29 protein-coding genes, 1 tRNA gene and 1 pseudogene are annotated in these 25,693 nt (G+C 59.4%); 4 read left to right on the forward strand and 27 right to left on the reverse strand.

The features are described from left to right. Positions 1 to 81 precede the first annotated feature (81 nt). The 6 genes from AC07OG_RS04605 to AC07OG_RS04630 form a co-directional block, all read right to left on the reverse strand. Positions 82 to 1,071 carry a sulfate/molybdate ABC transporter ATP-binding protein gene (locus tag AC07OG_RS04605; protein ID WP_060543940.1) on the reverse strand — a complete coding sequence of 330 codons (990 nt, stop codon included), beginning with the start codon at positions 1,069 to 1,071 and terminating at the stop codon, positions 82 to 84. 3 nt (positions 1,072 to 1,074) lie between these two features. Beyond that, positions 1,075 to 1,944, reverse strand: coding sequence for a sulfate ABC transporter permease subunit CysW (gene cysW / locus AC07OG_RS04610; RefSeq protein WP_060543939.1), 870 nt, complete (start codon positions 1,942 to 1,944; stop codon positions 1,075 to 1,077). A gap of 13 nt (positions 1,945 to 1,957) precedes the next feature. Then, positions 1,958 to 2,776, reverse strand: a complete 819-nt coding sequence (gene cysT, locus AC07OG_RS04615; RefSeq protein ID WP_060543938.1) for a sulfate ABC transporter permease subunit CysT — start codon at positions 2,774 to 2,776, stop codon at positions 1,958 to 1,960. A gap of 181 nt (positions 2,777 to 2,957) precedes the next feature. Next, positions 2,958 to 3,971: a sulfate ABC transporter substrate-binding protein gene (locus AC07OG_RS04620; RefSeq protein ID WP_060543937.1), complete on the reverse strand. Its 1,014-nt coding sequence runs from the start codon at positions 3,969 to 3,971 to the stop codon at positions 2,958 to 2,960. 80 nt (positions 3,972 to 4,051) lie between these two features. Then, on the reverse strand, positions 4,052 to 4,234 hold the full coding sequence (gene oscA, locus AC07OG_RS04625) for a sulfur starvation response protein OscA (RefSeq protein ID WP_007975618.1): 183 nt from the start codon (positions 4,232 to 4,234) through the stop codon (positions 4,052 to 4,054). A gap of 246 nt (positions 4,235 to 4,480) precedes the next feature. Next, positions 4,481 to 4,618 carry a hypothetical protein gene (locus AC07OG_RS04630; RefSeq protein ID WP_495066361.1) on the reverse strand — a complete coding sequence of 46 codons (138 nt, stop codon included), beginning with the start codon at positions 4,616 to 4,618 and terminating at the stop codon, positions 4,481 to 4,483. 147 nt (positions 4,619 to 4,765) lie between these two features. Between AC07OG_RS04630 and desA the strand changes: the two genes are divergently transcribed. Then, positions 4,766 to 5,950, forward strand: coding sequence for a delta-9 fatty acid desaturase DesA (gene desA, locus AC07OG_RS04635; RefSeq protein WP_060543936.1), 1,185 nt, complete (start codon positions 4,766 to 4,768; stop codon positions 5,948 to 5,950). Positions 5,951 to 6,046: 96 nt separating this feature from the next. Here the strand turns inward: desA and AC07OG_RS04640 are convergent, their stop codons facing one another. From AC07OG_RS04640 to gabD, 3 genes are all read right to left on the reverse strand, one after another. Beyond that, positions 6,047 to 7,261, reverse strand: coding sequence for an HDOD domain-containing protein (locus tag AC07OG_RS04640; protein WP_495066328.1), 1,215 nt, complete (start codon positions 7,259 to 7,261; stop codon positions 6,047 to 6,049). Positions 7,262 to 7,397: 136 nt separating this feature from the next. Further along, on the reverse strand, positions 7,398 to 8,675 hold the full coding sequence (gene gabT / locus AC07OG_RS04645) for a 4-aminobutyrate--2-oxoglutarate transaminase (RefSeq protein WP_060543934.1): 1,278 nt from the start codon (positions 8,673 to 8,675) through the stop codon (positions 7,398 to 7,400). Between the two features lie 199 nt (positions 8,676 to 8,874). Beyond that, positions 8,875 to 10,317, reverse strand: a complete 1,443-nt coding sequence (gene gabD / locus AC07OG_RS04650; protein WP_060543933.1) for an NADP-dependent succinate-semialdehyde dehydrogenase — start codon at positions 10,315 to 10,317, stop codon at positions 8,875 to 8,877. A 349-nt stretch (positions 10,318 to 10,666) separates the two neighbouring features. Between gabD and AC07OG_RS04655 the strand changes: the two genes are divergently transcribed. Next, a tRNA-Arg gene (locus tag AC07OG_RS04655) sits at positions 10,667 to 10,743 on the forward strand. A gap of 139 nt (positions 10,744 to 10,882) precedes the next feature. Here the strand turns inward: AC07OG_RS04655 and AC07OG_RS04660 are convergent. The 15 genes from AC07OG_RS04660 to AC07OG_RS04730 form a co-directional block, all read right to left on the reverse strand. Then, positions 10,883 to 11,164: a BrnA antitoxin family protein gene (locus AC07OG_RS04660; RefSeq protein WP_495066329.1), complete on the reverse strand. Its 282-nt coding sequence runs from the start codon at positions 11,162 to 11,164 to the stop codon at positions 10,883 to 10,885. Then, a complete protein-coding gene (locus AC07OG_RS04665; RefSeq protein WP_495066330.1) occupies positions 11,124 to 11,396 on the reverse strand; it encodes a BrnT family toxin in 273 nt (90 codons plus the stop codon). The genes AC07OG_RS04660 and AC07OG_RS04665 overlap by 41 nt, the downstream gene beginning before the upstream one ends. Before the next feature lie 175 nt (positions 11,397 to 11,571). Continuing rightward, positions 11,572 to 11,841 (reverse strand): hypothetical protein, encoded by a 270-nt coding sequence (locus AC07OG_RS04670; RefSeq protein ID WP_256352592.1) that lies wholly within the window; start codon positions 11,839 to 11,841, stop codon positions 11,572 to 11,574. Positions 11,842 to 11,869: 28 nt separating this feature from the next. Continuing rightward, positions 11,870 to 12,430: a YbhB/YbcL family Raf kinase inhibitor-like protein gene (locus AC07OG_RS04675; RefSeq protein WP_218424128.1), complete on the reverse strand. Its 561-nt coding sequence runs from the start codon at positions 12,428 to 12,430 to the stop codon at positions 11,870 to 11,872. Between the two features lie 345 nt (positions 12,431 to 12,775). Beyond that, positions 12,776 to 14,281: a YdgA family protein gene (locus AC07OG_RS04680; RefSeq protein ID WP_495066331.1), complete on the reverse strand. Its 1,506-nt coding sequence runs from the start codon at positions 14,279 to 14,281 to the stop codon at positions 12,776 to 12,778. Between the two features lie 280 nt (positions 14,282 to 14,561). Beyond that, positions 14,562 to 15,197, reverse strand: coding sequence for an NADH:ubiquinone oxidoreductase subunit N (locus AC07OG_RS04685; protein WP_495066332.1), 636 nt, complete (start codon positions 15,195 to 15,197; stop codon positions 14,562 to 14,564). Between the two features lie 93 nt (positions 15,198 to 15,290). Then, positions 15,291 to 16,739, reverse strand: a complete 1,449-nt coding sequence (locus AC07OG_RS04690; protein WP_495066333.1) for an efflux transporter outer membrane subunit — start codon at positions 16,737 to 16,739, stop codon at positions 15,291 to 15,293. Beyond that, positions 16,736 to 17,623: an efflux RND transporter periplasmic adaptor subunit gene (locus tag AC07OG_RS04695; RefSeq protein WP_060543891.1), complete on the reverse strand. Its 888-nt coding sequence runs from the start codon at positions 17,621 to 17,623 to the stop codon at positions 16,736 to 16,738. The genes AC07OG_RS04690 and AC07OG_RS04695 overlap by 4 nt, the downstream gene beginning before the upstream one ends. Beyond that, entirely contained in the window at positions 17,620 to 17,829 is a 210-nt protein-coding gene (locus AC07OG_RS04700; RefSeq protein ID WP_060543890.1) for a DUF1656 domain-containing protein, read from the reverse strand. The genes AC07OG_RS04695 and AC07OG_RS04700 overlap by 4 nt, the downstream gene beginning before the upstream one ends. Beyond that, a complete protein-coding gene (locus tag AC07OG_RS04705) occupies positions 17,826 to 19,898 on the reverse strand; it encodes an FUSC family protein (RefSeq protein WP_495066334.1) in 2,073 nt (690 codons plus the stop codon). Before AC07OG_RS04705 ends, AC07OG_RS04700 begins: the two co-directional genes overlap by 4 nt. Continuing rightward, a complete protein-coding gene (locus tag AC07OG_RS04710; protein WP_495066335.1) occupies positions 19,895 to 20,323 on the reverse strand; it encodes a MarR family winged helix-turn-helix transcriptional regulator in 429 nt (142 codons plus the stop codon). The genes AC07OG_RS04705 and AC07OG_RS04710 overlap by 4 nt, the downstream gene beginning before the upstream one ends. Positions 20,324 to 20,428: 105 nt before the next feature. After that, positions 20,429 to 20,710, reverse strand: coding sequence for a type II toxin-antitoxin system RelE family toxin (locus AC07OG_RS04715; RefSeq protein ID WP_060543887.1), 282 nt, complete (start codon positions 20,708 to 20,710; stop codon positions 20,429 to 20,431). Then, the gene (locus tag AC07OG_RS04720) at positions 20,700 to 20,945 is read right to left on the reverse strand and encodes a type II toxin-antitoxin system Phd/YefM family antitoxin (protein ID WP_060543886.1); all 246 of its coding nucleotides are present in this window, start codon (positions 20,943 to 20,945) and stop codon (positions 20,700 to 20,702) included. Before AC07OG_RS04720 ends, AC07OG_RS04715 begins: the two co-directional genes overlap by 11 nt. Positions 20,946 to 21,026: 81 nt before the next feature. Beyond that, on the reverse strand, positions 21,027 to 21,272 hold the full coding sequence (locus AC07OG_RS04725; RefSeq protein ID WP_060543885.1) for a DUF2789 domain-containing protein: 246 nt from the start codon (positions 21,270 to 21,272) through the stop codon (positions 21,027 to 21,029). A 135-nt stretch (positions 21,273 to 21,407) separates the two neighbouring features. Next, positions 21,408 to 21,869: an aminoacyl-tRNA deacylase gene (locus tag AC07OG_RS04730; RefSeq protein ID WP_495066336.1), complete on the reverse strand. Its 462-nt coding sequence runs from the start codon at positions 21,867 to 21,869 to the stop codon at positions 21,408 to 21,410. A 199-nt stretch (positions 21,870 to 22,068) separates the two neighbouring features. Between AC07OG_RS04730 and AC07OG_RS04735 the strand changes: the two genes are divergently transcribed. Further along, positions 22,069 to 22,602, forward strand: a complete 534-nt coding sequence (locus AC07OG_RS04735) for an NfeD family protein (protein WP_495066337.1) — start codon at positions 22,069 to 22,071, stop codon at positions 22,600 to 22,602. A gap of 2 nt (positions 22,603 to 22,604) precedes the next feature. Next, a complete protein-coding gene (locus tag AC07OG_RS04740) occupies positions 22,605 to 23,363 on the forward strand; it encodes a slipin family protein (protein ID WP_495066338.1) in 759 nt (252 codons plus the stop codon). A 12-nt stretch (positions 23,364 to 23,375) separates the two neighbouring features. On the opposite strand, the pseudogene AC07OG_RS04745 reads toward AC07OG_RS04740, so the two are convergent. The 3 genes and pseudogenes from AC07OG_RS04745 to AC07OG_RS04755 all read right to left on the reverse strand — a co-directional run. Next, a pseudogene (locus AC07OG_RS04745) lies at positions 23,376 to 23,474 on the reverse strand (aspartyl/asparaginyl beta-hydroxylase domain-containing protein); the annotation flags it as partial. A gap of 84 nt (positions 23,475 to 23,558) precedes the next feature. After that, positions 23,559 to 24,164: an adenylyl-sulfate kinase gene (gene cysC, locus AC07OG_RS04750; protein ID WP_495066339.1), complete on the reverse strand. Its 606-nt coding sequence runs from the start codon at positions 24,162 to 24,164 to the stop codon at positions 23,559 to 23,561. Next, complete coding sequence (locus tag AC07OG_RS04755) at positions 24,148 to 25,665, reverse strand: TolC family protein (protein WP_495066340.1); 1,518 nt, start codon at positions 25,663 to 25,665, stop codon at positions 24,148 to 24,150. The genes cysC and AC07OG_RS04755 overlap by 17 nt, the downstream gene beginning before the upstream one ends. Positions 25,666 to 25,693 lie beyond the last annotated feature (28 nt).

A 25,693-nucleotide genomic window follows, 5' to 3' on the forward strand; every position in this document is an offset into this window, starting at 1 on the left:
CTTGCTGGCGATTGCGGTGAGCATGACACACCGCGTTATCGCTGATCGCTGGCAAGCCAGCTCCTTGTCTGTTGCCAGACTTTAGATGTTGGCGACTTTCTGCCAGACCTTGGGCTTGAAGAACAACGTCTCGCCCTTGGCCAGTCCGATCAGGCTGTCGTGATCCTTCACCACTTCGGCCTCGATCAAATCACTCTGCCCTTCGACCTTCAGCGTCACCCGCGTCGTCGCGCCCAGCGGGCGGATATCGCGCACTTGCGCCGCATGGTGGTCTTCCAGTTCATGCCGCGACAACGACACCTCGTGCGGGCGGAACAGCACGTGCTTGTCCTCGCCCAGGTGCAGACGGTTGGAATCGCCAAGGAAGTGATAAACGAAATCGCTCGCCGGGTTCTCGTAAACGTCGCCCGGTGAGCCGATCTGTTCGATCACGCCCTTGTTCATCACCACGATGCGGTCGGCGACTTCCATTGCTTCTTCCTGATCGTGGGTCACAAACACCGAAGTCAGGTTGATGTCTTCGTGCAGGCGCGCCAGCCAGCGGCGCAGTTCCTTGCGGACCTTGGCATCGAGGGCGCCGAAGGGTTCGTCGAGCAACAGTACTTTCGGTTCCACCGCCAGGGCCCGGGCCAGGGCAATACGCTGACGCTGGCCGCCGGACAGTTGCTCCGGGTAGCGATCCGACAGCCAATCGAGCTGCACCATGTTCAGCAGTTCATGAACCTTTGCCGCGATCTGGCTTTCGCTTGGGCGCTGATTCTTCGGCTTCATGCGTAGGCCGAAGGCGACGTTGTCGAACACCGTCATGTGGCGGAACAAGGCGTAATGCTGGAACACGAAACCGACGTTGCGATCACGCACGTCGTGCCCGGAGACGTCTTCACCGTGAAACACGATGTTGCCCTGATCCGGGGTTTCCAGACCGGCGATGATCCGCAGCAGCGTGGTCTTGCCGCAACCCGACGGGCCCAGCAGCGCCACGAGTTCGCCGCTCTGGATGTCCAGGCTGATGTTGTCCAGGGCCTTGAACGCGTTGAAATTCTTGCTGACGTTACGCACTTCGATCGACATGAATTATTCCTCCGCGGCGCTGGTGCGCAGGCGGTTAATACGGTTTTCGCTCCACTGCTTGAGCAGCAGGATGAAGAGCGCCAGGATCAGCAACAGGCTCGCCACGGCGAACGCGGCCACGTGGTTGTATTCGTTGTAGAGGATCTCGACGTGCAGCGGCAGGGTGTTGGTCACCCCGCGAATGTGCCCGGAAACCACCGACACCGCACCGAATTCACCCATGGCCCGGGCGGTGCACAGCACCACGCCGTAGATCAGGCCCCATTTGATGTTGGGTACGGTGACATGCCAGAACATCTGCCAGCCATTGGCCCCGAGCAGGCGCGCGGCCTCTTCCTCCTGGGTGCCCTGTTCCTGCATCAGCGGAATCAACTCGCGGGCCACGAACGGTACGGTGACGAAAATTGTCGCCAGCACGATGCCCGGCAGGGCGAAGACGATCTGGATGTCGTGATCCTGAAGCCACGGCCCGAACAGGCCCTGGGCGCCGAACATCAACACGTAGACCAGGCCCGCGATCACCGGCGACACCGAAAACGGCAGGTCGATCAGCGTCACCAACATGCTCTTGCCGCGGAACGAGTACTTGCTCACACACCACGCGGCACTGACGCCGAATACCAGGTTCAACGGCACCGAAATCAACACGGCGATCACCGTGAGTTTCAGCGCTGACAGTGCATCCGGTTCAAAGATCGCGGTGAAGAACGCACCCAGACCAAGCTTCAGGCCCTGGGACACCACGATAAACAGCGGCAGCAATAGAAACAGCGCAAAAATCAGCCAGCCAAGACCGATCAGGATTCGCCGCGATGTCGCACTGCCACGACGGGCAGCATTCGAGGAAGCGGCAGCAATAGACGATTGGGACATGTTCTGCGCCTCCTTATGGGGTTTCGATGCGCCGCTGCAACAAGTTGATCAGCAGCAACAGGACAAAGGAAACCACCAGCATCAGTACACCAATGGAGGTGGCGCCGGTGTAATCGTACTGGTCGAGCTTGACCATGATCAGCAGCGGCAGAATCTCGGTTTTCATCGGCATGTTGCCGGCGATGAAAATCACCGATCCGTACTCGCCGACCCCGCGGGCAAAGGCCAACGCGAAGCCGGTGAGCCATGCCGGGAGAAGTGCCGGCACCAGAATATGACGGAAAACCTGTAAGGGTTTGGCACCCAGGCACGCCGCCGCTTCTTCCACTTCACGGGGAATATCGGCCAATACTGGCTGTACGGTACGTACCACGAATGGAAGTGTCACAAAAGTGAGGGCAAGGGTGATGCCCAGAGGGGTATAGGCGATCTTGAAGCCCAGATCGGCTGCAAATTGACCAACCAGCCCCGTAGGGGTGTACAGCGCAGTCAGCGCGATACCGGCCACGGCGGTGGGCAATGCGAACGGCAGGTCGATCATTGCGTCGATGACTTTGCGTCCAGGGAAGGTATAGCGCACCAGCACCCAGGCGAGCAGCGTGCCGATGATGCCGTTGATGATCGCGGCATAGAGTGCGGTGCTGAAGCTCAGCTTCAGCGCCGCCAGCACCCGTGGCGCCGAAATGATGGCCCAGAACTGATCCCAGGTTAGTTGGGCGGCATGTATGAACATCGCCGCCAGAGGTATGAGCACAATCAGGCTGAGGTACACCAAGGTGTAGCCCAGCGTCAGCCCGAAGCCGGGTATGACGGGGGAGATACGACGCGACATAAAAGTCCTTGGTTAAAAAGCGATCCGCTAAACCCACCCATGTGGGAGCGGGCTTGCTCGCGAAAGCAGTGTCTCAGTCAACGTAAATGCCGCCTGATACACCGCCTTCGCGAGCAAGCCCGCTCCCACATGCCAAGCACCGTAGCTGACTTGCATTGGGGCTTATGGTGGCTATTTAAGATTACTGTGCCTGGTAGATCTGGTCGAATACTCCGCCGTCATTGAAGAATTTCGGCTGAGCGGTTTTCCAGCCCCCGAAGTCCTTGTCGATGCTCACCAATTCCAGTTTCGGGAACTGCTGGGCGTACTTGGCAGCCACTTCCTTGTCCCTTGGACGATAGAAGTTTTTCGCCGCGATTTCCTGGCCGGCCGGGCTGTACAGGTGCTTGAGGTAGGCTTCGGCGATCTGCTCGTTACCCTTCTTCTCGGCGTTCTTGTCGACCACTGCCACTGGCGGCTCGGCAAGGATCGACAGCGAAGGCACGACGATCTCGAATTTGTCGGCGCCACCATCTTCTTTCAGGGCCAGGAAAGCTTCGTTTTCCCAGGCCAGCAGCACGTCGCCCTGACCATTGTTGACGAAGGTAATGGTTGAGCCGCGGGCACCGGTGTCCAGCACGGGTACATGCTTGAACAAGGTTTGCACGTATTGCTTGGCCTTGGCTTCGTCACCGCCGTTGGCTTTGAGGCCATAAGCCCACGCCGCGAGGAAGTTCCAGCGCGCACCACCGGAGGTTTTCGGGTTTGGCGTAATGACCGAGACGTCATTCTTGACCAGGTCACCCCAGTCCTTGATGCCTTTCGGGTTGCCCTTGCGCACCAGGAACACGATGGTGGAGGTATACGGCGTGCTCGCTTCCGGCAGGCGCTTCTGCCAGTCGGCGGGCAGGGTCTTGCCCAATTTGGCGATTTCATCGATATCACCGGCCAGCGCCAGGGTCACCACGTCGGCACGCAAGCCGTCGATCACCGCCCGCCCCTGCTTGCCCGAACCACCGTGGGATTGCTGGATCTTCACGTTGTCACCGGCATGGTCCTTCTGCCAGAACTTGACGAACTCGGCGTTGTAATCCTGATACAGCTCACGAGTCGGGTCATACGACACGTTGAGCAGTTCGTAATCCTTGGCAACCGCGGAACCGGCGAACAGGGCACTGGCCAGGGCGGCCAAAGCGAAATGACGAATCGACGACATGGTGAAAGCTCCTGGAATTCTGGGCGTGATGGCTTTTTCTTATGGGTTGGAAGCGGTTGCCGGCTTACAGATCGTCAGCCTCAGCCCGGCTTGTTGCCCGGCTGCTGCAAACGGAATTTTTCCTTGCGCTCGATCTGAACCACCTGGGCGTTGTGCACGGTGATTTCCACTGCGCCAAAACGCAGGTCACGCAAGGCACTCTGGATTTCACGCAAGATGGTGGCTTCGTCTTGACCGTCAACGCTACGCAGGGATGCGCTCATGGTGCTGCTCCTTCTACTGAGAGATTGCCTGGCAGTGGACGGCACTGCTTGTGGCTTGAGGGCAATAGTAGAGAGGCGCGGATATTCTTAAAAAGACTATTTAAGAATGTTTATATAACCAGAAAACATTATCTGATGGGACAAGGGCTTGCGCAGAAAGAAGGTCAAAAGATCGCGGCCTCAGCCCCCCACACACCGTAGTGCGCACCCTGCAGGAGCTGTCAAAGGCTGCGATCTTTTGGTCTTTTACCGAATCACCGGCGCACGCCCAGCCAAATCATCGAAGAAACTGTTCAATAAATAGCCACTGAGCTGCAGCCAAACCACAGATAGCAACAGATAAAGCAGCGTTGCGAGCAAGGCAGCGCGATAGGTGGCAGACATCCGGCGATCGATGCCCCTACAAAAAAGTGGGAATTATAAATAAAAGACACATCCAGCCACTCTTATCTGAAAGGGTGACTGGTTTTCTCTGTGGGCTTAGTGATAATGCAATGGCTGTCTTTTTCTTTATCGAGGGCCCTATAGCCTATGTGGTACGAAGGTTTTCTTGGCTTGTCGCCCTGGTCTCTGGTGGCAGTCACCCTGCTGATGACCCACGTCACGATCATCGCCGTCACGGTCTACCTGCATCGTTACTCCGCCCATCGCTCCCTTGAGCTGAATGGGGGCCTCAAGCATTTCTTCCGTTTCTGGCTGTGGCTGACCACGGCGCAGAACACCCGCGAGTGGACCGCCATCCATCGCAAGCATCACGCCAAATGCGAAACCGTCGATGACCCGCACAGCCCGGTCATCAAGGGCCTGTCGACCGTTCTGCGCAAAGGCGCAGAGCTGTACCGCGCCGAAGCGGAAAACCCCGAGACCCTGCGCATCTACGGCAAAAACTGTCCCGAAGACTGGATCGAGCGCAATCTCTACAGCCGTTTCCCGCTGCTGGGCATCGCGATCATGGGCGTTATCGACCTGCTGCTGTTCGGCACCATCGGTATCACCATCTGGGCGATCCAGATGATGTGGATTCCGGTATGGGCCGCCGGCGTGGTCAATGGCCTGGGACATGCCGTCGGCTACCGCAACTTCGAATGCCGGGATGCGGCGACCAACCTGGTGCCATGGGGCATCCTGATTGGCGGTGAAGAACTGCATAACAACCATCACACCTATCCCAATTCGGCAAAACTGTCGGTGAAGAAATGGGAGTTCGACCTCGGCTGGGCCTGGATCAAAGTCTTCAGCTTTCTGCGCCTGGCCAAAGTCCAGCGGGTTGCGCCGATTGCCCACCGCGTCGAAGGCAAAGGCAGCCTGGACATGGATACCGCCATGGCGATCCTGAACAACCGCTTCCAGATCATGGCCCAGTACCGCAAGCTGGTGATCGGCCCACTGGTCAAGCAAGAGCTTGAAAAAGTCGATCATTCGGTGCGCCACCAGTTCCACCGGGCCAAACGCCTGCTCTCGCGGGAAACCAGCCTGCTGGATGACAAACACCACGTGCGCATCCAGAACATGCTCGAGCACAGTCATGCACTGAAGGTGATTTACGAGAAACGCCTGGCCCTGCAGCAGATCTGGGTCAAGACCAGCTCAAATGGTCACGACATGCTCGCCGCCATCAAGGATTGGGTACACGAAGCCGAGGCCAGCGGGATTCAATCCCTGCGCGACTTCGCGGATCAGCTGAAGACCTATTCGCTGCGCCCTAACGCTGCTTGACTGTAACGAGGTCGCTGAACTGGCGCCCCCGGCCAAACCCGACATTAAACCTTTGTGGGAGTGAGCTTGCTCGCTCTCACAAAGGTTTGTGCTTGATCATTTTTTGCGCAAGCGCATCAACTCAGGCAAACCAATCTTGAGCAGGCGCGCCGTCCGGCTCGTTGCCAACGCTTCGACGCCCTCATGCTCGGTCAGACGCGCCAACTGCGCCGCCACGTTCATCACCAGCGCTTCACGCGAGTAAACCCCGCCACCGAGCTGATAGGCCGCTGCAATCAGCTCTCGCAGTTCCAGCGGCAGGCGCCAGCGAGTACGCAGCCCCGAGCCGTAGGCCGCAGCAAAATGCGCCAAGGCTTCACCCACTTCCTCCCGCTCGTCCAGCTCACCACCCGCCTGCTGCCATTCCTGCAAGCAGCGCAGCAACGCCAGATCACCGAGGCGATGCAACATGCCTGCGCAATAACAGCGCTCCTGATCCAGATCGAGCAGGCGCGCCAGCGTGCGCGCGTATTCGGCGGTATGCAGCGACAACTCCCAATAGCGCTCGGCATAGTCAGCCAGGCAGGGATCGCTGAGCCGGGCGCTGCGCTTGAGTGCCAGCCCGAGGATCAGGTTCATGCTTTGCCCGGTACCCAGGCGATGCAGTGCCTGGGCCAGGGTTTGCACGGCGCCACCCTGGTGCTGGGCGGCGCTGTTGGCGGCCGCTATCAGCACAGCGGTAACTTGTGGATCCGTACGGACTTCGTCTTCCAACACCGTCAGATCGAGCCCCCCGGGATTGAGACTGCGCTTGACCGCCAACTGCACGTCAGTCATCAACGGCGCCCCCTCCGCCAGTTCGCGCCGACGCTCCAGGTACACCGACAGCGTCATGCCCGGCGCCAGCGACGGAACCTCGCACGACACCTCGACGCCAGCATTGAGCAGCAAGCCCTGCAGCCGCCGGGTCAGGCTTTCCATGTTCAGGGGTTTGGTTAGGTAGGCCGTTGGTGCCAACGGCAAGGCTTCGCGCACACTGGCGCTATCGGCGCGCCCGCTCATCAGGATGAAGGGCAAAGGCGGCTGGCGTTTGCGCTGGCGGATGTTGCGCAGGACGTTCAGGCCATCGACGCCGGGCAGCTCCCAGTCGGCGATCACCAGGTCATAGGGATTGGCCGCCAACAGTTCCAACGCCTGCTGACCATCGACGCACAGGTCCAGCCGCACATCGCAACGCACGCTCAAAAGCACTTCCTTGAGCAGATCGCGGGACCAGGGGTCGGCCTCGGCGATCAGTACTCTTGGCACCGCAGGTAAAATGACACTTGTCATACTAGCGCTCCCTGGCAATGCCTGAACCTTAGCCAATGGCGGCCATTCGTTACAGCGCCAATCCACCCGTTGTGATTCAAGGGACGAAAAAAAACCCGCCGAAGCGGGTTTTTGTCGACCGGGTCACACTCGAAGATCAAAGCTCGGAGAAGCACTCTTCGATGATCGCCAGGCCTTTGTCCAGTTGCTCGTCCGGCGAAGTCAGCGGTACCAGGACGCGCAGAACGTTGCCGTAGGTGCCGCAGGACAGCAGGATCAGACCCTTGTCGCGAGCCTTGGCCACAACGGACGCCACCGCTGCAGCGTTTGGCTTGTGGGTGTCGCCGTCTTCGAACAGCTCGACCGCGATCATTGCGCCCAGGGCACGGACTTCGCCGATTACCGGGTATTTGGCCTGGATGGCTTTGAGGCCAGTGACCAGACGCTCGCCGACGGCCTTGCAGCGGTCCAGCAGGTGCTCTTCTTCGAACACTTCCATCACTGCCAATGCAGCGGCGCAAGCGATCGGGCTACCGGCGTAGGTGCCGCCCAGGCCGCCTGGAGCAATGGCGTCCATGTATTCGGCCTTGCCGCACACACCGGCCAGCGGGAAGCCACCAGCGATGGATTTGGCGAAGGTGGTCAGGTCGGCAGCAACGCCCATCTGTTCCATGGCGAAGAAAGTACCGGTACGGCCAGCGCCGGTCTGTACTTCGTCAGCGATCAGCAGGATGCCGTGCTGGTCGCACAGGGCACGCAGACGCTTCATGAACTCTTTTGGCGCGACGTAAAAACCACCTTCGCCCTGAACCGGCTCGATGATGATGGCAGCGATGTCACGCGGCTCGGCGTCGTTCTTGAAGATGCGCTCGATGCTGGCGATCGAATCGTCGATGCTCACACCGTGCAGTTCGTTCGGGTACAGCGCGCGGAATACGCCGCCTGGCATCAGGCCCATGCCGGCCGAGTAAGGCACGACTTTACCGGTCAGGCCCAGGGTCATCATGGTGCGACCGTGGTAAGCGCCGGTGAAGGCGATCACGCCAGCACGGCCAGTGGCGGCACGGGCGATCTTGATGGAGTTTTCCACGGCTTCGGAGCCGGTGGTGACCAGCAGGGTTTTCTTGGCGAAATCACCCGGAACTTTGGCGTTCACTTTTTCACACACTTCCACGTACGGTTCGTACGCCAGTACCTGGAAGCAAGTGTGGGTCAGTTTGTTCAACTGCTCGGTCACGGCGGCGATGATTTTCGGGTGCACGTGGCCGGTGTTCAGTACAGCGATGCCGCCGGCGAAGTCGATGAACTCACGACCTTCAACGTCAGTCACGGTAGCGTTCTTCGCCGACTCGGCGAAGATCGGGTGAATCTGGCCAACACCACGTGGAACTGCATTGGTACGGCGGGCCATCAAAGAAGCGTTAGTCTTGCTCATTACATTCCTCATTCGCCGCTCATCGGTCGGCGTGGTTCAAGGATTAAGCGGCGGGAAGGTGACTAAGGCAGCATGCGATGATCGACTGCCACAGTTTTCCCCGCCACAGAGAAAGTTCCGTTTGAAGCACGCAAAGGGTCAGCGCTCTCGTGCCCTTTGCGTTTCAAGCAATGCCCTGCCGGGCTGATGTCTTGCGAGCTTAGATGCCCAGGCAGAGGTATTTGATTTCCAGGTAATCTTCGATGCCGTACTTGGAGCCTTCACGGCCCAGGCCCGAGGCCTTGATGCCGCCGAATGGCGCGACTTCGTTGGAGATCAGCCCGGTGTTGACGCCAACCATGCCATATTCCAGGGCCTCGGCCACGCGGAACACACGACCCAGGTCGCGAGCATAGAAGTACGAGGCCAGACCGAATTCGGTGTCGTTGGACATCGCGATCACGTCGGCTTCGTCTTTGAAGCGGAACAGCGGCGCCAATGGACCGAAGGTTTCTTCCTTGGCTACGGCAGCGTGGTTTGGCACGTTGGTCAGGATGGTCGGCTCGAAGAAGTTGCCTTCCATCGGCTTGCCGCCGGACAACACGGTGGCGCCTTTGGAAACGGCGTCAGCGATGTGCTCTTGCACCTTGGCCACGGCTTTTTCGTCGATCAGCGGACCGGTGGTGGTGCCGTCTTCCAGACCGTTGCCGATCTTGAGCTTGGCCACAGCCACTTTCAGCTTCTCGGCGAACGCGTCATAGACCGAATCCTGAATGTACAGGCGGTTGGCGCAGACGCAGGTCTGGCCGTTGTTGCGGTATTTGGAAATGATCGCGCCTTCGACGGCCTTATCCAGATCCGCGTCGTCGAACACGATGAACGGCGCGTTGCCACCCAGCTCCAGGGACACTTTCTTGATGTCCTTGGCGCATTCCGACATCAGCTGACGACCGATTTCAGTCGAACCGGTGAAGGACAGCTTGCGCACGATCGGGTTGCTGGTCAGCTCGCTGCCGATGTCCCCGGCGCTGCCGGAAACAACGCTGAAAACGCCAGCCGGGATACCGGCACGCTGGGCCAGTTCAGCCAGGGCGAAAGCGGAGAACGGAGTCTGCGAAGCAGGCTTGAGCACCATGGTGCAACCGGCGGCGAGGGCCGGGCCGGCTTTTCGGGTGATCATTGCAGCCGGGAAGTTCCACGGGGTGATGGCAGCAGTCACGCCGATCGGCTGCTTGATCACGATCAGGCGCTTGTCTGGCTGGTGGCCCGGAATCACGTCACCGTAGATGCGCTTGGCTTCTTCGGCGAACCATTCGATAAAGGAAGCGGCGTAAACGATTTCGCCCTTGGCTTCGGCCAGTGGCTTGCCTTGTTCCATGGTCATCAGGCGCGCCAGGTCGTCCTGATTCTCGATGATCAGTTCGAACCAGCGACGCAGCTTGTTCGCGCGTTCCTTGGCGGTCAGTGCACGCCAGGCCGGCAGCGCCTTGTCAGCGGCTTCGATTGCACGACGGGTTTCGACAGCGCCCATTTTTGGCACAGTACCCAGAATTTCGCCCGTTGCCGGGTTGTTGACCTTGATCGTCTGACCATTGTCCGCATCGACCCAAGCGCCATCAATGAAGGCTTGCTGGCGGAACAACTGGGTGTCTTTAAGCTGCATGTCGGCTTTCCTTAACAGCACCGCAATAAATGCGGAGCAAATTATGATTGTAGAAAGGCGCCTCGATAGGCTGCCGTCAGGGAAATCATTCACCGGGCTGAAGCACATAAATAGCGCACGCAATGAACTCGCGCGGTTCAGCACCCAGACAAGAGCGTTTGAAATCTCAAACGAATCCTAGGATCAAAGGGGGTAAAGGACAATAGCCTGTTCGAAAAAAAGAACGAAAACGACGCTTTTGCCCCATTTTTTCTGATCAGCGTAGCAAACGCCTGTGACAGCTTCGAAAAACACAGGCGATTCAGCAGCATGGACGCCCGCAGTGCATATGAGTATCATGGCGCCCGCTGCACCAGTAGCTCAGCTGGATAGAGTACTGCCCTCCGAAGGCAGGGGTCGTGGGTTCGAATCCCGCCTGGTGCACCATACGTAGAAACGAGAAAGCCTCAGATCTTAGGGTCTGGGGCTTTTTCGTTTCTGGTTACTTACGCAAACGCGGGGCATCGACCCATCACCGGCTTCGCGTTATTGCCTACCTCTGAAAGAGGGCGAGGCTCACCAGTGGTTACGACTTCAATTCGCTGGGCGTGTGCGTCTTGAGCCAGTCGGCCAGTGCTGCGTTCATTCGTGTTTGCCAGCCTGGCCCCGAGGCCTTGAACTGCGCCAGCACGTCCGCTTCAAGCCGAATCGTTATCCGCTCGCGCACAACCTCTGCCTTGGGCCTGCCGCGCCGAACAAGTCGAGCGCCCTTGAATTCGTCGGCGCGTTCAAAGAAAGAGTCCGCGAGTTCCGGTGCATCATCTGGATCAACCCGGACGGCTTCGGTACTGGATTTGTTCGCGCTCAATGGCTTTCCTCATAGAGATGATGCGGCGAGCCTCGCCGCGAGGTGTCCAGACCATTACGACCATTCGGCCGATCAACAAACCAACGGTGATAAAGCGGACCTCTCCGTATTCCTGTCGCGTGTCTTCGGCGGTGAAATGGTGGCCGGCACAGACGGCAGCAGCATCGGCAAAATCAACACCGCGCTCGAGCAGGGTTTTGTCACGCTTAGCAGGATCGAAGATTATTTGCATGCTTTATTGTATGTACAATAAATATGACATACAAGATATAGCGTCATGACACTAATCTGACTTCCTGCGCTGCGACAATATCTGAGGTTTGACAACTGCAACCCTAGTAAAATCGCCAACCGGTCCTACACACGGGTAGCGGGTTAACAAAAAAAAAACCGCCGAAGCGGTTTTTTTATTCTGTAGTCCAGTCGAATTCGTCGTACTCATCATCGTCCTCGTCGTCCTCGAAAAACTCCTCTTCAAGGTCGTCGTCTTCAACAACGTCTTCTTCCGGCTGATTCAGCAGAAAATCCTTGCGACTCTCGGTAATCGCTCGCCGCAGTTCCTCACCCTTTTTCGGGCAGTTGAGCATTTGGGCGATGCGGTCGATTTTTTTTGCCACGGCATCCTCCAACGCATCGACTATGGCTCGATAGTGCGCGCTTTCGGGCCTGGATGCCAAATCGCCGCGCTTAACGCAGAAAAAATCTTCAGCGGTGATAACGCCGCACTACGCTGCTGTTTCGCAGCACATGACCTTTTATTTTTTCCAGCAGCTGCGCGCGGGTCAGGCCGGCGGGCAAGGCGTCCGGGGTAAGGTCCAAGGCATAAATCTGGATGATGTAGTGGTGAGCGCTGTCACCCACTGGCGGGCACGGGCCGACGTAACCGGTGGTGTTCTTGCTGTTGGTGCCGCCGATGCCCTCCAGCGCGGATTTTGCCCCTGCACCGGCCGGGATCTGTTGCGTGGTGGGCTTGATGCCGTAATGAACCCAGTGATCGACACCCTGGCCTTTCTGGCCGTCGGGGTCATGCATGACGATGGCATAGCTGCGGGTGCCTGCCGGGCCGGCGTTCCAGTTGAGCGCCGGGGAAACGTTGTGTCCGCCACAGCCGGCGGCATCGCTGGCGGCCGCCGCCGTGAACAAACGGTCATCCGATACACCAGGGATGTTCAGGGTGAATCGTTCCTGAGCCTGTGCCGGAAATTGCACGCAAAGAGCGACAGCCAACGCCGCAAGCCAAGGGTTCAATGAGGTCGATCGGGTCATACCGGAGCACCTTGTGCGTGTTGGGCCGTCGTCGGCGTGCAAACTATAGCCGGACCGTTCACGCCGTGGCACTGGGATTTCACTGAACCTCATGGTTGGGTCCAGACTCATAATTGAAACGTCTGCCCGCAGAGCGTTTCGTTGCCTGCGATGAAGAACGGGCCATGGTCTTGCTGGCGCAACGGAAGAAACAGCCATTGCCGACAGACGAGGCGTGGCGGGTGGTTCGCCGATAAGTATTGCGCGCACCAGCTCCCCGTAGGAGCTGCCGCAGGCTGCGATCTTTTGATCTTTTAAAAGTAAAGATCGCAGCCTGCGGCACTCCTACACAGGCCAGCCCAACGTTTATTGCAGCTCGCCGACACCACCGACTTTGCTCATGACGAAAGCGGCGAACTCTTCAACGGTCATTTTCTGGCCATTGAACTCCACTTGGTTGTTGGCGTAGTGCAACTTGGTGACGATGTTAGTCCCGTCCAGTTTCGCCAACTGCGAACCGACCGCCATGCTGCTGAACATGTCCGCGGTGGCAGTGGCCTGATCGGCAATCAACTTGACGTCGGTCTGGCCGTCGAGTTGCGACTGCAGCGAGAGCACATCAACCAGCATGGGTTTGGACACTTGCAGATTGAAGTCCAGCAACGCGATCAGTTGTCGGACCAACTGATCGGTCGGCAGGTCGATCGCTTGTGGCTTGGTCAGGTCGAGCACCAGGTTGGCGCGGCTTTCACCGTTGGTGGTCTTGAACGACAGATTTTCCAGGGCAACCTGAGGACCTGCCGCCAGAACTTTTTCCAGACTGGACTTGAGCAGTGCCTCTTCGGCTTCGGTCAGTTGCAACTCCGGTGCCGGCAGCCCGGCTGCGATCGCTTCGGAGGCAGCCCTTTCATAGGGTTGCAGCTTGCTCTGATACACCTGCATCAACGACAGGGTTGCCGGAATGTCGAGGTTCTTCAGGCTCATGGCCATGGCCGCGGAACCGACGGCCTTGCCGTTCAGGGATACTTCGCCGACCTTGTAATCGGCACGCCCCGAGGCATTGGTGCCGGATTCTTCGGTCAGGTTCTTCATTTCGAACTTCTTGAAGTCGAGCACCGACTGCTTGGTGCCAAAGGTCGATTTGCCACTGGCCAGTTCCAGCACGTTCTCGCCGACATAGAAACCGTAAGTGCTTTTTGTCAGGTTGCTGGCCAGGGTCAGGCCGTTCAGCTCGACTTGCACCGGTGCCTGATCTTCGGAAACGGTGATCAGTTTTAGGCTGTCCATGTAGCCATCGGCCTTGACCTTTTTCGCTTGCGCGCTGGCAGCGACGTCGATGCTCAGGCCGGAGAACTTCATGCTGGATTTTTCATCCAGGGCCATTTCCAGTGGCTGCAATTGCAGTGTGCCGTTGGTGGCGTTGTCGTAGCCGATGTTGACCACGCCGGTCAGGGGCGATTTGTCCTTGGCGGCGGCAAACCACTTCTCGGTGAGCGGGGTCTTTTCCAGTTCATAGTGACTGGTCGCCATGACCGGCAACCATTTCAGTGACATCAGTCGCGAGAACGGCAGCGGGCCGTGTTCGATGTGGTCGACGAACTGCAACTCGAGTGGTGTTTCACCGAACATTTCGCCTTCGCCCTTGAGGCGGTAGTGCGCAGTACTGCTGAAGACATGACGTTCCAGCGACACCAGTTCCAGCGACGCCGTACCGTTGGAACCGACCATCGCGGCTTGCAGCTCTTTGTTGGCATCCGCGATCGAGGTGTTGAGCACGCCTTCGAGTTTGCTGCCGGTAAACCATGCACCGCCGGCGCTGATGGCTCCGATGACAACAACTATCCCCAGAAGCACGCCTGCTGATTTATTCATGTATGACCCGTTCAATGTCCGTTGCTGAAGGTGTCGTCTTCCCTGCCCCCATGACGGGTTGCGGTCACGACTGCGCTGAAAGTGGGGTGCAGATTAGCATCAGGCGCGTTGAGCGGCCCAATGATTAACGGTGAAAGAGTGTCTTTGGGTTGGTCATCAAAAGCAGAGAATTGCGGTGGATGTTCTGGCGCCTTCGCGAGCAAGCCCGCTCCCACATTGGAATGCGATCTCCTGTGGGAGCGGGCTTGCTCGCGAAGGCGTCAGAACAGCCAAAACAAAATCAGGAATAGTGGACTTCGATTTCATCCAGTTGATGATCAAAGCTCTTGAGCCGCGCAGTCCAGGTGTACACCAACACCTCGAAGTCGCGATTGATCACCGCCCCGCCCGTCACTTCGGCGCGGGGGTCGCAGAAGTCCAGTTGATAACGTTCACGGGCCATGGCCGTGGCGACATCGGCCAGTTCCCGGGCATTGCTGAGCCAGTGCCGACCGTCGTCAGCCACTTGCCTGTCGAGCGCCAGGCATTGTTTTTTCAGGGTCTCGAGGCTTTTCTCCAGCGGCGTGCCGGTCAGTTCCCCCATGACCTCCTGAAACGTACGCCCAGGTTGCCAGTAACTGCCCCAGAAATAGCGGTCGAACACCGTTTCGACACGGCGCAGCGCAACCTTGGTGTCCCAGATCAGCACCAGCGTCTTGCCTTGTTCAAGCTGTCTTTTTTTGGTGCGTTGATTCTGGACCGACGCCCAGGCCACCACCGCAATGGACATGACCGCGATCAGCGCGATGGCACTATCGAGAAAGGCCAGCGCCTTATCAATCTGGTCAGCCAGCATGATGCCGTAGAAATAGGTCGCCGAAAGCAGCACTAACACCACCACGGCACACCAGAAGCCGAGAGCATAAGGGTTTTTCATTATTGGTTTCCCCATGACCTGCGCGAGCTTTGTGCAATAAAAGGGCGCTTTGCACGGGGCGCCCTTCCAACACTTCAAAGCATAGCAACGGCCTCAGGGTTTGCCGGGGTTCGACGCTTGCGTTCGTCCGCTTTCCCAGCCGCCGCCCAAGGCGAGGAACAGATCGATCTGGCTCATCGCAACTTGCGTGTTCGCAGCAGCCAGTTGCGCCGTGACATCGGTGTAGGTGCGGGTCGCTTGCAGGTCCGCCAGGAACGACTCGCGGCCGGCCTGAAAGAAGCGGTGAGTCTGATCGGCGGCCAGTTGCGCCGATTGCGCGGCATCGGCCAGGGCATCGCGACGTTGCAACAACGCCGAGTACTGGGCCAGGCCGGTCTGGGTTTCACGAATAGCGTTGAGCACCACGCCGTCGAAGTGCGCCAGGTAACCCTGGGTCGCGGCTTCCGCCTCGCGGATTCGCGCCCGCGCGCCATTGGTCGGCACGTTCCAGGTCAGGGATGGGCCGAAGCCCCAGCGGTTGGTGGACGGTTCGCCGAGGTTCTCCAGGAGACCGACGGTGCCCACGGTCGCGCCGATGCTGATATTGGGGTACAGCTCGCCAGTGGCAACGCCGATGTCGGCTGTTGCGGCAGCCAGTTGGCGCTCGGCCTGGCGTACGTCCGGACGGCGTTTGAGCAACGCGGCGCCATCGCCCACCGGCACCAGTTGCGCGATTTTCGGCAGCTCGGCACAGGTCGCGGTTCCAGCGGGTAATTGATCCACCGGCTTGGCCAGCAGCATCGACAAACGGTAAAGCCCGGCCTGACGCGCCGCTTCGTAACGCGGCAGGTCGGCGCGAAGTGATTTGAACTGGGTTTGTGAACGAGTCACCTGGGTTTCGTCGCCGCGCCCGGCGTCGCGCAAGCGCTGGATCAGCGAGGTGCTCTGGGCTTGCAGCTCGAGGGAGTGCTCGGCGATCTCGCGCTCTTCGTTGGCTGCGCAAACCTGGGTGTAAGCGCGCACTACATCCGCCACCAGCGTGATGCGTGCAGTATCGGCCGCGGCTTGCGTCGCATCGGCATTGGCCTTGGCCGCTTCGATGCCGCGTTGCAGCGTGCCGAACAGGTCGAACTGGTACGACGCACTGATGCCGATGTCGCCGATGTTGGCCACCGGCACTTTTTCCGGCAGCAGGAAGGCTTCACCGGATTCCTGCAAACGCTGGGCACCCATTTTCACGCCGCCGCTCCAGCCACCCATGGCTTGCGCCTCGTCGACCTGGGCGCGAGCCCGCAACAGTCTGGCCGCCGCCACCCGCAAATCGGTGTTGGAAGCCATGGCCTGCTGCACCAATTGATCGAGCCGCGGGTCTCGGTACAAGCGCCACCAATCGGCCGGCACGGGTGCGGAAACCACGGCTTTAGCATCCTTTGCCAGATCACTTTGCAGGTCTTTGCGCTGAATGGCCGCTTCCGTGGGCAAGTGATAATCCGGCCCGACCACCTGACACGCCGAGAGCAACAGGCCTAACCCGACGACGGCCAAACCCGAGGCCTTGCTCATTGCGCAGGCTCCCGATTGTTGTCATCGATGATTGATACTGTCGCGGTGCGACCGGCGATCATGCGGAAATCCTCCGGCACGTCATCGAAGGCGATCCGCACCGGAATCCGCTGGGCCAGACGCACCCAGCTGAACGCCGGATTGACGTTGGGCAGCAGGTTATTGCCGCTGGTGCGATCCCGGTCTTCGATGCCGGCGACAATGCTCTCCACGTGCCCGCGCAGGCGCGCACTGTCGCCAACCACGCGGATATCGACGCTCTGGCCGATATGAATACCACCCAGTTTGGTTTCTTCGAAGTAGCCATCTATGTGGAACGAATTGCTGTCGACCACCGACAACACCGGCCGCCCGGCGCTGACGAACTCCTGGACTCGCGGAGCACGGTCGTTGACGTAGCCGTCCACCGGGCTGCGGACCACCGAACGGTCGAGGTTCAGTTGCGCGCTGTCCACTGCCACCTGGGCTTCCATCAACGCCACTTGGGCGCGGGCGACCCGGGACTGACTTTCCTCCAGTTGCTCACCCGGCACCAGATTGCCCAGCCCCTTGTTGCGCTTGGCCTCACGCTGGGCCTGGGCGAGGGTTTCTTCGCGATCGGCGACCGCTGCCTTGGCCTGACGCAGCGCCAGCTTGAAACGGTCCGGATCGATGCTGAACAGCACTTGGCCACGTTTGACCAATTGGTTATCGCGCACTTCTACTTGCTGGATCAGCCCGGACACATCCGGGGCGATTTGCACGACGTCGGCACGAATGTGCCCGTCGCGGGTCCAGGGCGCGAACATGTAATACATCACCATGCGCCACACCACGAAAACGGCGAAGCTCACGATCAACAGGGTCAGCACCACGCGACCAAAAGTCAGGAACGGTTTTTTCATGTCATCAGGTATCGACTGAGTGAGTCCACGGCGCCAAGCAGCAAGGCGTAGAGAGCCACGTTGAACAATGCCCGGTGCCAGACCAGACGGTAAAAGTGCAGGCGCGTCAGCACCCCGTGCACCAACAGGTACAACACGTACGTAATGCCCATCAGTACCAGCAGCGTCGGCAGGAACACCCCGTTGATATCCAGATCACCGATCATAAAGGCGCTCCATCGATGCCATGGGGAAGCGGTTCTTCAGGTTCGGCAGAGCCGACGAATTCGACACCTGGCAGCAATGCCAGGCGCAGGCCGCTCAAGGCGTGCAGCAGATGCCGACGGGTTTCGTCATCGCCCGCTCCACCAAGGGCGCGACGGGTGCGGTCGAGGGTCATCAGCAACGGGCCAGGTGCCGGCAAGCGCTCGCCGGCCTTGAGGCACGCCTTGAAGTAGTCGCCCACTTCGCTCACCACCTGACGCAACATTACTTGCGGCACACCAGGAACACGCGGTGAATAGGCGAGCAAATCCAGCAGATTCAACGCCACCCGTACTTCCCGCAGCGCAATGCCGGTGTCCTGACCCGTCATGGCCAGGCGTGGCAAATGCTGCATCAGTCGATCGAGCATCTGCACGCCCAACTGCCGATGCTCGGCCAGCGTCGCCGGTTTGCTGAGACTGACGATATCGCGCCAGCTGAATCGGGTCAGGCGCTTGGCTGCCAGCTCGGCCCCGAAAGGCCGGGCGATCAACGTCCAGATGAACGCGAACAGCAAGCCCATTGGACCGGCCAGGTTGGAGTTGACGAAGCTGAGGAAGTCCGCGTCGTAGGCGCCCTGGATACTGATGAAAGACGACGTGTTGACCAGGGTCAGCAGCATGCCCAGATAGAACTGCGGCTTGACGGTCAGAGTGCCGATACAAATGAACGGCACGGCAAACGCCAGCACCAGCATCGGAAAGTCATGCAGGTTGGGCAGGACCAGAAACAGGTAGAGGCTGGCGAACACCACCGAGATCGCCGTCCAGAAAAAGAACCGGTAAATCTGCGGCGCCGGGTCATCCATCGAGGCGAAAAAACTGCACGCCACCGCCGCCAGAATCACGGCGCCGCCGCCGTCGGTCCAGCCCAGCAGGATCCACAAGACCGAGGCGACAATAATTGCAGTGACGGTGGAAACAGCGGAATAGAGCATCAAGCCGCGATCCAGGAACGGGGTCAGCCGCCCCAGGCGCCAATGTCGATACACCGCGCGCCAGTTGTCCTGGCTGTCGCACTGGATGGCGTATTGCAGGCTGCGACAGTCCTGCCATAAATCAACCCATTCGCCGAGGCGGTAAATGGCATTGGAGAGCAGCAGTTGCTTACGGTCATCCAGCGCTTCGGGACCCGGCTGTTGGGCCTCCAGTTGATCTTTGAGGGCTTGCCAGCGACTCGGGTCGGCATCCTTGTGCTCCAGCCATTCGCTGGCAGCGGCCGCCAGAGGCGCGAATTTTTCCACCAGTTCAGGCGTGCGCCGCTCCAGAGCATAGAGCGCGTCGTCGAGGTCATCGATTACCGGCAGCAGGTGGATCATTCTCCCGCGCAATTCCTTGGTGTTGCGTACCGTTTGCGGACCCGCGCCTTCATGGGGCAACTGGCCGATCATTAATTCGAGGGTGTTGAAGGTGGCAACCATGGACGTACGCAGCGCGCTGACTTCTTCGGGCTGCACATTGCGGCTGATGAAACGCAGGCTGTAGGTCGATGCCTCGGCAAACCATTTGCTTACCGAATCGTTGAATACCGGGGCCAGGCGTCGTGGCCAGAATATCGCGCCAACCACCGCCGCCACGGCAATGCCGAGAAAGATCTCTTCGGTCCGTGCCTCTGCGACGTCCCATACCCCCAACGGGTTATCCACCACCGGCAGGGCGATCAGCGGCAACGTGTAGCCGGCGAGCATCAGCGCGTAGTTGTTGGCGGTGCGCAGGTGCAGAGACAAGAACAGCAGCGTCCCGGTCCACAGCGCAATCACGACCACCAGCACATAAGGACTCTGAACGAACATCGGCACGAACAGCACTGCGGCCGCAGCACCGATGAACGTACCGATCGCACGGTACAACGCCTTGGAACTGGTCGGGCCGAGAAACGGACTGGAAACGATATAAACCGTGGCCATCGCCCAATACGGACGCGGCATTTGCATGAGCAGGGCGATGTACAGCGCGATCATTGATGCGGCGAAAGTGCGAACCCCGTAGAACCAGTCCCGCGCCGGGGGCATACCAGCAAAAAATCCTTTCAAGAGTGGGCCACCGATGGCGGCGTGGCCGCTTCAAAAGCTCTCAGTACCCGCAGCGTAGCTTCCAGATCGCTCTGGTCAATGCCATCGAGGACCTCTTGGCGCAAACGCACCAGTTCGACCTCGACCGCCCGCACCAGCGCCCGGCCGGTCGCGGTCAGGCTCAGGCATTTGGCGCGGCGGTCCTGGGTATCTCCGGTGCGGCAGACGTAACCGTCATGGCACAACTGATCGAGCAGGCGTACCAAAGACGGGCTCTCCATCCCTGCCGCCTGCGCCACTGTCACCTGCCGCACACCCTCACCCAGACGCCCGATCATCAACAACGGGACGGCACAGGCTTCGGAGATTCCATAGTTGACCAGCGTGGTCTGGCAGATTTTTCGCCAATGCCTGGCGGCCACCACCATGGAGCTGCTGATGTTCATCTGGAGGACGTTGAGGTTATTTGGCACGAGAGGAAATATACATAGTTAGTTTGCTAACTATCAATATGGCATTTGCAGGGATTCCTCGTCAAGTTTTGAAACAATTCAGCGTCTCTTGGCCCTTTCGTAGACTTCGCTACGTTCGCGCTTGCCCACCGCGACTACAGAAACGACAACACGCTCATCTATCACCTCGTAGACAAGCCGGTAGCCCGATGACTTCAATTTGATTTTGTAGCAGTCAGGCATGCCATGCAGCGAGTCAGAGGGAATCCGGGGCACTTCGAGCCGCTCTGTCAGTTTCTTTTTGAACTGCTCACGCAGCGTGTGCCCCAGCTTGTCCCACTCCTTGCGTGCAGACGGCAGAAATTCGAGCTTATAGGTCATCCAGCGTTACCGGAATTGGCGTTTCATGACGACGAGAACGCACGATTTCCGCCAGCTCCATATCATCGAGGCGCTCCATCATGGCCTCGAAAACATCGGCCGGGACCATGTAACCCATGACTCGATTGTGATTGAGCACAGCAACAGGCCCACCATGAGCGCCATTTAAGACGGCAGACGGGTTTTTCTTCAGTTCAGAGACACTGACTGCCATATCGGCCAGGACACTTTGCATAATTAAGACCTCAAATAAGGTCGTAATTCTGGTCTACTTTTAATCTCCCAGCAATCTTGAAAGCTGCTGCCCATCAGATTTTTACACCCCCCGCCCCTTCCTCAACATCACATTCAACTGATCCACCACCTCCGCCCAGTCGGCATCATCGAGAATCTCTTCGCGCAGAAGCTGCGCCTGACTCGGGTTCCAGAAAAATGCATCCGCCAGGTGCAGTTCCGGTTTGAGCGGTGAGTGGGTGGCAATGAATTTATCGATGCTTTCAGCGTCATCCGCCAGGCCGAGTTGTTTGAACAGCGAAGGAAGGTTATGCGTCGGGCTTTCCATATCGAACTCCTGGGAACCAATTCGGGGACCGCTGCGCGGTCATCGCGACCAGGCTCGCTTCCACAAGGATCTGTATCGATCACAAAACCTGTGAGAGCGAGTGCTCGCGATGACGGCAGCGAAAACACTGCAGAACTAATGACTCAACTCCCGCACCTCGGCATGCGGCACCATTTTCAGGTACTCGGGCATGTCCATACGCAGCAGGTTGGTGTGGTTACCGGCCTCCATGTAGATGTCTTTCTGCCGAGTCAAAAGTGGGTCGATCACCACGTCCAGGCCATAGGCTTCACCCAAGGCGGGCACGGCGCCGCGCTCGCAATCATCAAACAGGTGCGCCAGATTGCTTTCACGGGAAACTTGCCATTGGCCACTGCTGCGCACCTTGCTCAGGTCCAGGTGACGGCTGGCGGGCAGTACCGCCATCAGATAGTGACCATGGTGGTCGTCAAGGATCACCGATTTCGCCACCCGTTCCGCAGGAATGCCGGCGACCCGCGCCGTTTCCAGGCTGCTGGCCGAATGTGGGTGGCTGACGATGTCATATTCGCATTGAGCCTTGTCCAGGCTGCGCTGCACGGTTCTTGCCATACGCATGATGCACCTCGGTGTCCGCGCAACAACCATTTGCGGACGATGGTTAACATTTTCGCAGTACTGAAAGTCTAGGCTCGCTGGCGTGTTCCGGCTGGAATTCCGCCCATCGGACACCGCCGACAATTGAGCGAAATTCATACAACCCAAGGCTCAACTAAACTGTATGCAGAGCCACCCCATGACTCTCCCGGAGGGTCAAGTGAACACTCGTTGTTGTGCTGTTGCGCTGCTCTTGGCACTGAGCGGATCGGCCTGTGCCGCAGACTCGGTTGTACTGCTGGCTCCCAACCCCGTCGGGATCTGGCTGATCACCTTCGGCATCGCGTTTCTGATAGCCGAGGCCGCCCTGCCCAACTACGGCGTGATCGGCTTGGGCGGGATCGTGATGTTCGTGATCGGTGCGGTCATCCTCACCAACACCGAAGTCCCCGTGCCCTTGATGATCGGTCTGGGACTGGTCAGCGCCCTGCTGCTGCTCCTGCTGGTGATCCACGCCCTGAAAACCCGGCCGCGCCACACGGTCAGCGGTGATGCCGGCCTCGTCGGCAGCGTGGCACCGATAACCTCATTGCAGGCTGGTAACGCCCATGGCGGCTGGGTGCATCTGCAAGGAGAACAATGGCAAGTGCTCAGCGCGACGCCGCTGCAACCCGGACAACGGGTGCGGGTGGTAGCGCGCAAGGGATTGCTGCTGCAAGTGGCCGCGGCTGACGCGGCACCGGGTGGAGAATAGTCATGGGTGTGCAACTGGGTTTCGTCGCGCTGCTGTTGTTGCTGATCGCGCTGGCGGGTTCGACGTTTCGTATCCTGCGCGAGTACGAGCGTGGAGTGGTGTTCCAGCTCGGGCGCTTCTGGCAGGTCAAGGGGCCCGGTCTGATTCTGCTGATTCCGGTGGTCCAGCAAATGGTTCGCGTCGATTTGCGCACGGTGGTCCTCGACGTACCGCCGCAAGACGTGATCACCCGCGACAATGTCTCGGTGAAGGTCAATGCGGTGCTGTATTTCCGCGTGCTCGATCCGCAGAAGGCAATCATTCAGGTCGAAGACTTCCTGATGGCCACCAGCCAATTGGCCCAGACCACGTTGCGCGCGGTGCTGGGTAAGCATGAGCTCGATGAATTGTTGGCCGAGCGGGAACGGTTGAACATCGATATCCAGCAAGTGCTCGACGCCCAGACCGACGCCTGGGGGATCAAGGTGGCCAACGTTGAGATCAAGCACGTTGACCTCAACGAATCGATGGTCCGCGCCATCGCTAAGCAGGCCGAGGCCGAACGGGAACGGCGGGCCAAGGTGATTCACGCCGAGGGCGAATTGCAGGCTTCGGAAAAACTCATGCAGGCCGCCGAAATGCTGGGGCGTCAGCCGGGGGCCATGCAGTTGCGGTACATGCAGACGTTGAGTTCGATAGCCGGGGACAAAAGTTCGACGATTGTCTTTCCGTTGCCGATCGAATTGCTCAAGGGCATGGCGGATTTGTCGTCAAAACCTTGAGTACGATCAAAAGATCGCAGCCTTCGGCAGCCAAGGACCAGGACGGCAATCGAGCACTAGATAAACCCGCACCGAACTGTCTCGATTGTCCACGCGATGGGGCTGCGACAGGCGCGCCGAGACGATGTCCAGCGGCAAGTCGCGCACCCAACGGCAAATCCACCGTCACCGGTAAACGGGAGAACGCCGGTCGGCTCATCGTTTCAGCAGCATCGCGCATTCGCCGAGCCAGGTCAGCAAACGGTCGAGACACGCCGCCACCGACTCCACGCCGGTGTCGAGCACCAGCGAGGCGGACGGCGGAGATTCGTAAGGCGCGCAGACACCGGTAAAGCCCGCCAGATCGCCGCGACGGGCGCGGGCGTAATGACCTTTCGGGTCGCGCTGCTCGCACACCGCCAAGGAGGCGCTGCACCAGACTTCGCGGTAATCCTCACCGAGGCGTTGGGCAAAAATCTCCCGTAACTCCACCCGCGGCGCAATCATCGCCAGAATCACAATCTGCCCGTTCTCCACCAGCAACGCGGCCAGTTCACTGGCTCGGCGGATGTTTTCCTGGCGATCGCTGTCGGTAAACCCCAGATCGCGATTGAGCCCGACCCGCAGCCCATCACCATCGAGCACCACGCTCTGCACGCCGCGTTCGAACAACGCGGCGTGCAGCGCTTGGGCGAGCGTCGACTTGCCCGATGCCGGCAAACCGGTCAGCAAAATCGCCGTGCCGCGATGGCCGTTGCGGGCCTCGCGTTGATCACGGCTGATGCTGGCGGTCGGCGCCAGTAAATTACTGGGCCGGGGCATGGGCCGCCACCGGCACTGCAATGTTGCCCGACGCCCACGCAGCTTCGCGATTGGCCAACGCCGTGGCGATGGACTGGACTTCGGTGGATTGCACTTCATCCGGCATAGGGTCGAGCCCGGCGCTGGCGAAGATCTGACCGTAAGCGTTGCGCAGATCGGCGTAGGACAGGTCCCGACGCAAATCCGCCTGCAAGGTGTTCAGCTCACCCTGGATCAAATCCAGTTCACCGATTCCGGCCGCCTGATGACGGTTATGCAACTGCCCGAGAATCTGCCCGTCGATGCTCGCCAGTTCCTGGTTGGTCTGGAATTGATGCAGCGCTTCCTGGTAGTTGGCGTTGGCCACGTAAAGCTGCGCCAACACGGCAATGGACATCGCCTGACGACGGGCCTTGGCCACTTCTTCGCCGGCCTTGGCCACGTCGATTGCCGCCGGGGCGGAAATCACGTTGAACAGATTCCAGGTCAGCTTGACCCCGTAGTCGGCCCACTTGTCGTTGACCAAAAACGAGTTGCTGTCGTAATGCCCGCCGGCCGAAAACTCCAGCCCCGGCAACAGCCGCAGCATGGCTTTACGGGTTTCGGCAGTGCTGATGCGGGTCTGGTAATCCTGCTCGCGCAGTTCAGGACGGCTGGCCAGGGCTTCGTGTTCCAGGCTGGCCATGCCGACTTTCAGTTGCGGGATCGCGTAGTCGCCCGGGGTCGCCAATTTCAGGTCGGTACCCATCGGTAGGTTGATCAGGGTCGACAGTTCAGTCTTGGCCAGGGACAACGCGCGGCGCTGCTCCTGCAACTGACGGGTTGCCTCGATCAGCGAGCGCTGATAACCCAGCGCCACGACCGGATCGCCGATGCGTTGTTCGCTCATGCTCTGGCTATTGCTGCGCGCGGTATCGACTCGCGCCATCAGGCTGTCGATTTGTGTGAGCAGGCGTTCGGCAGCCACGGCGCGCCAATAGGCCGAGCGCACGTCCTGGACGATGGTGTTGATCACCTTGCGCCGGCGTTCCTGAACGATCAAGCGCTGGTCGCCCTGCTGCTTGGCGCTGATGTAACTGACGCCGAAGTCGAGGACGTTCCAGACCATGGTCAGGTCGGCCACGCGACGGTCACGGTCCTGGGAAGTCGAGGGTTCCAAAGACTGGGTGCCGGTCAGCACACTCTGGCTGCTGGAGGCGCCCTGGTTATTACGCCCGACATAGCCTGCATCCAACGCCATGCGCGGCAGCATGTCGAAACTGGCGAGGTCGAGTTGGCGCTTGGCCAAGGCCTCTTCCATGATCTTGAGCCGGCCTTCGAGATTGTATTTCACCGCACGGGCCATCGCCTGGTGCAAGGTCAGCGGGCCATTGAGTGGCTCCTGACCGGTGAACATGTTTTGCATGTCGCTTTTGGCACGCTGCTCACTGACGCTACGTTCAATCGGTTCACTTTTGACCGCACATCCGCTGATCGCCAGTGCCAGCAGGCTGGCACCGAATAATTTATGACTTCTTTTCATCCCCGGATTGCCCCTAGGTACCGCACTG

It is taken from the genome of Pseudomonas sp. GW821-FHT09H03 (assembly GCF_059415945.1).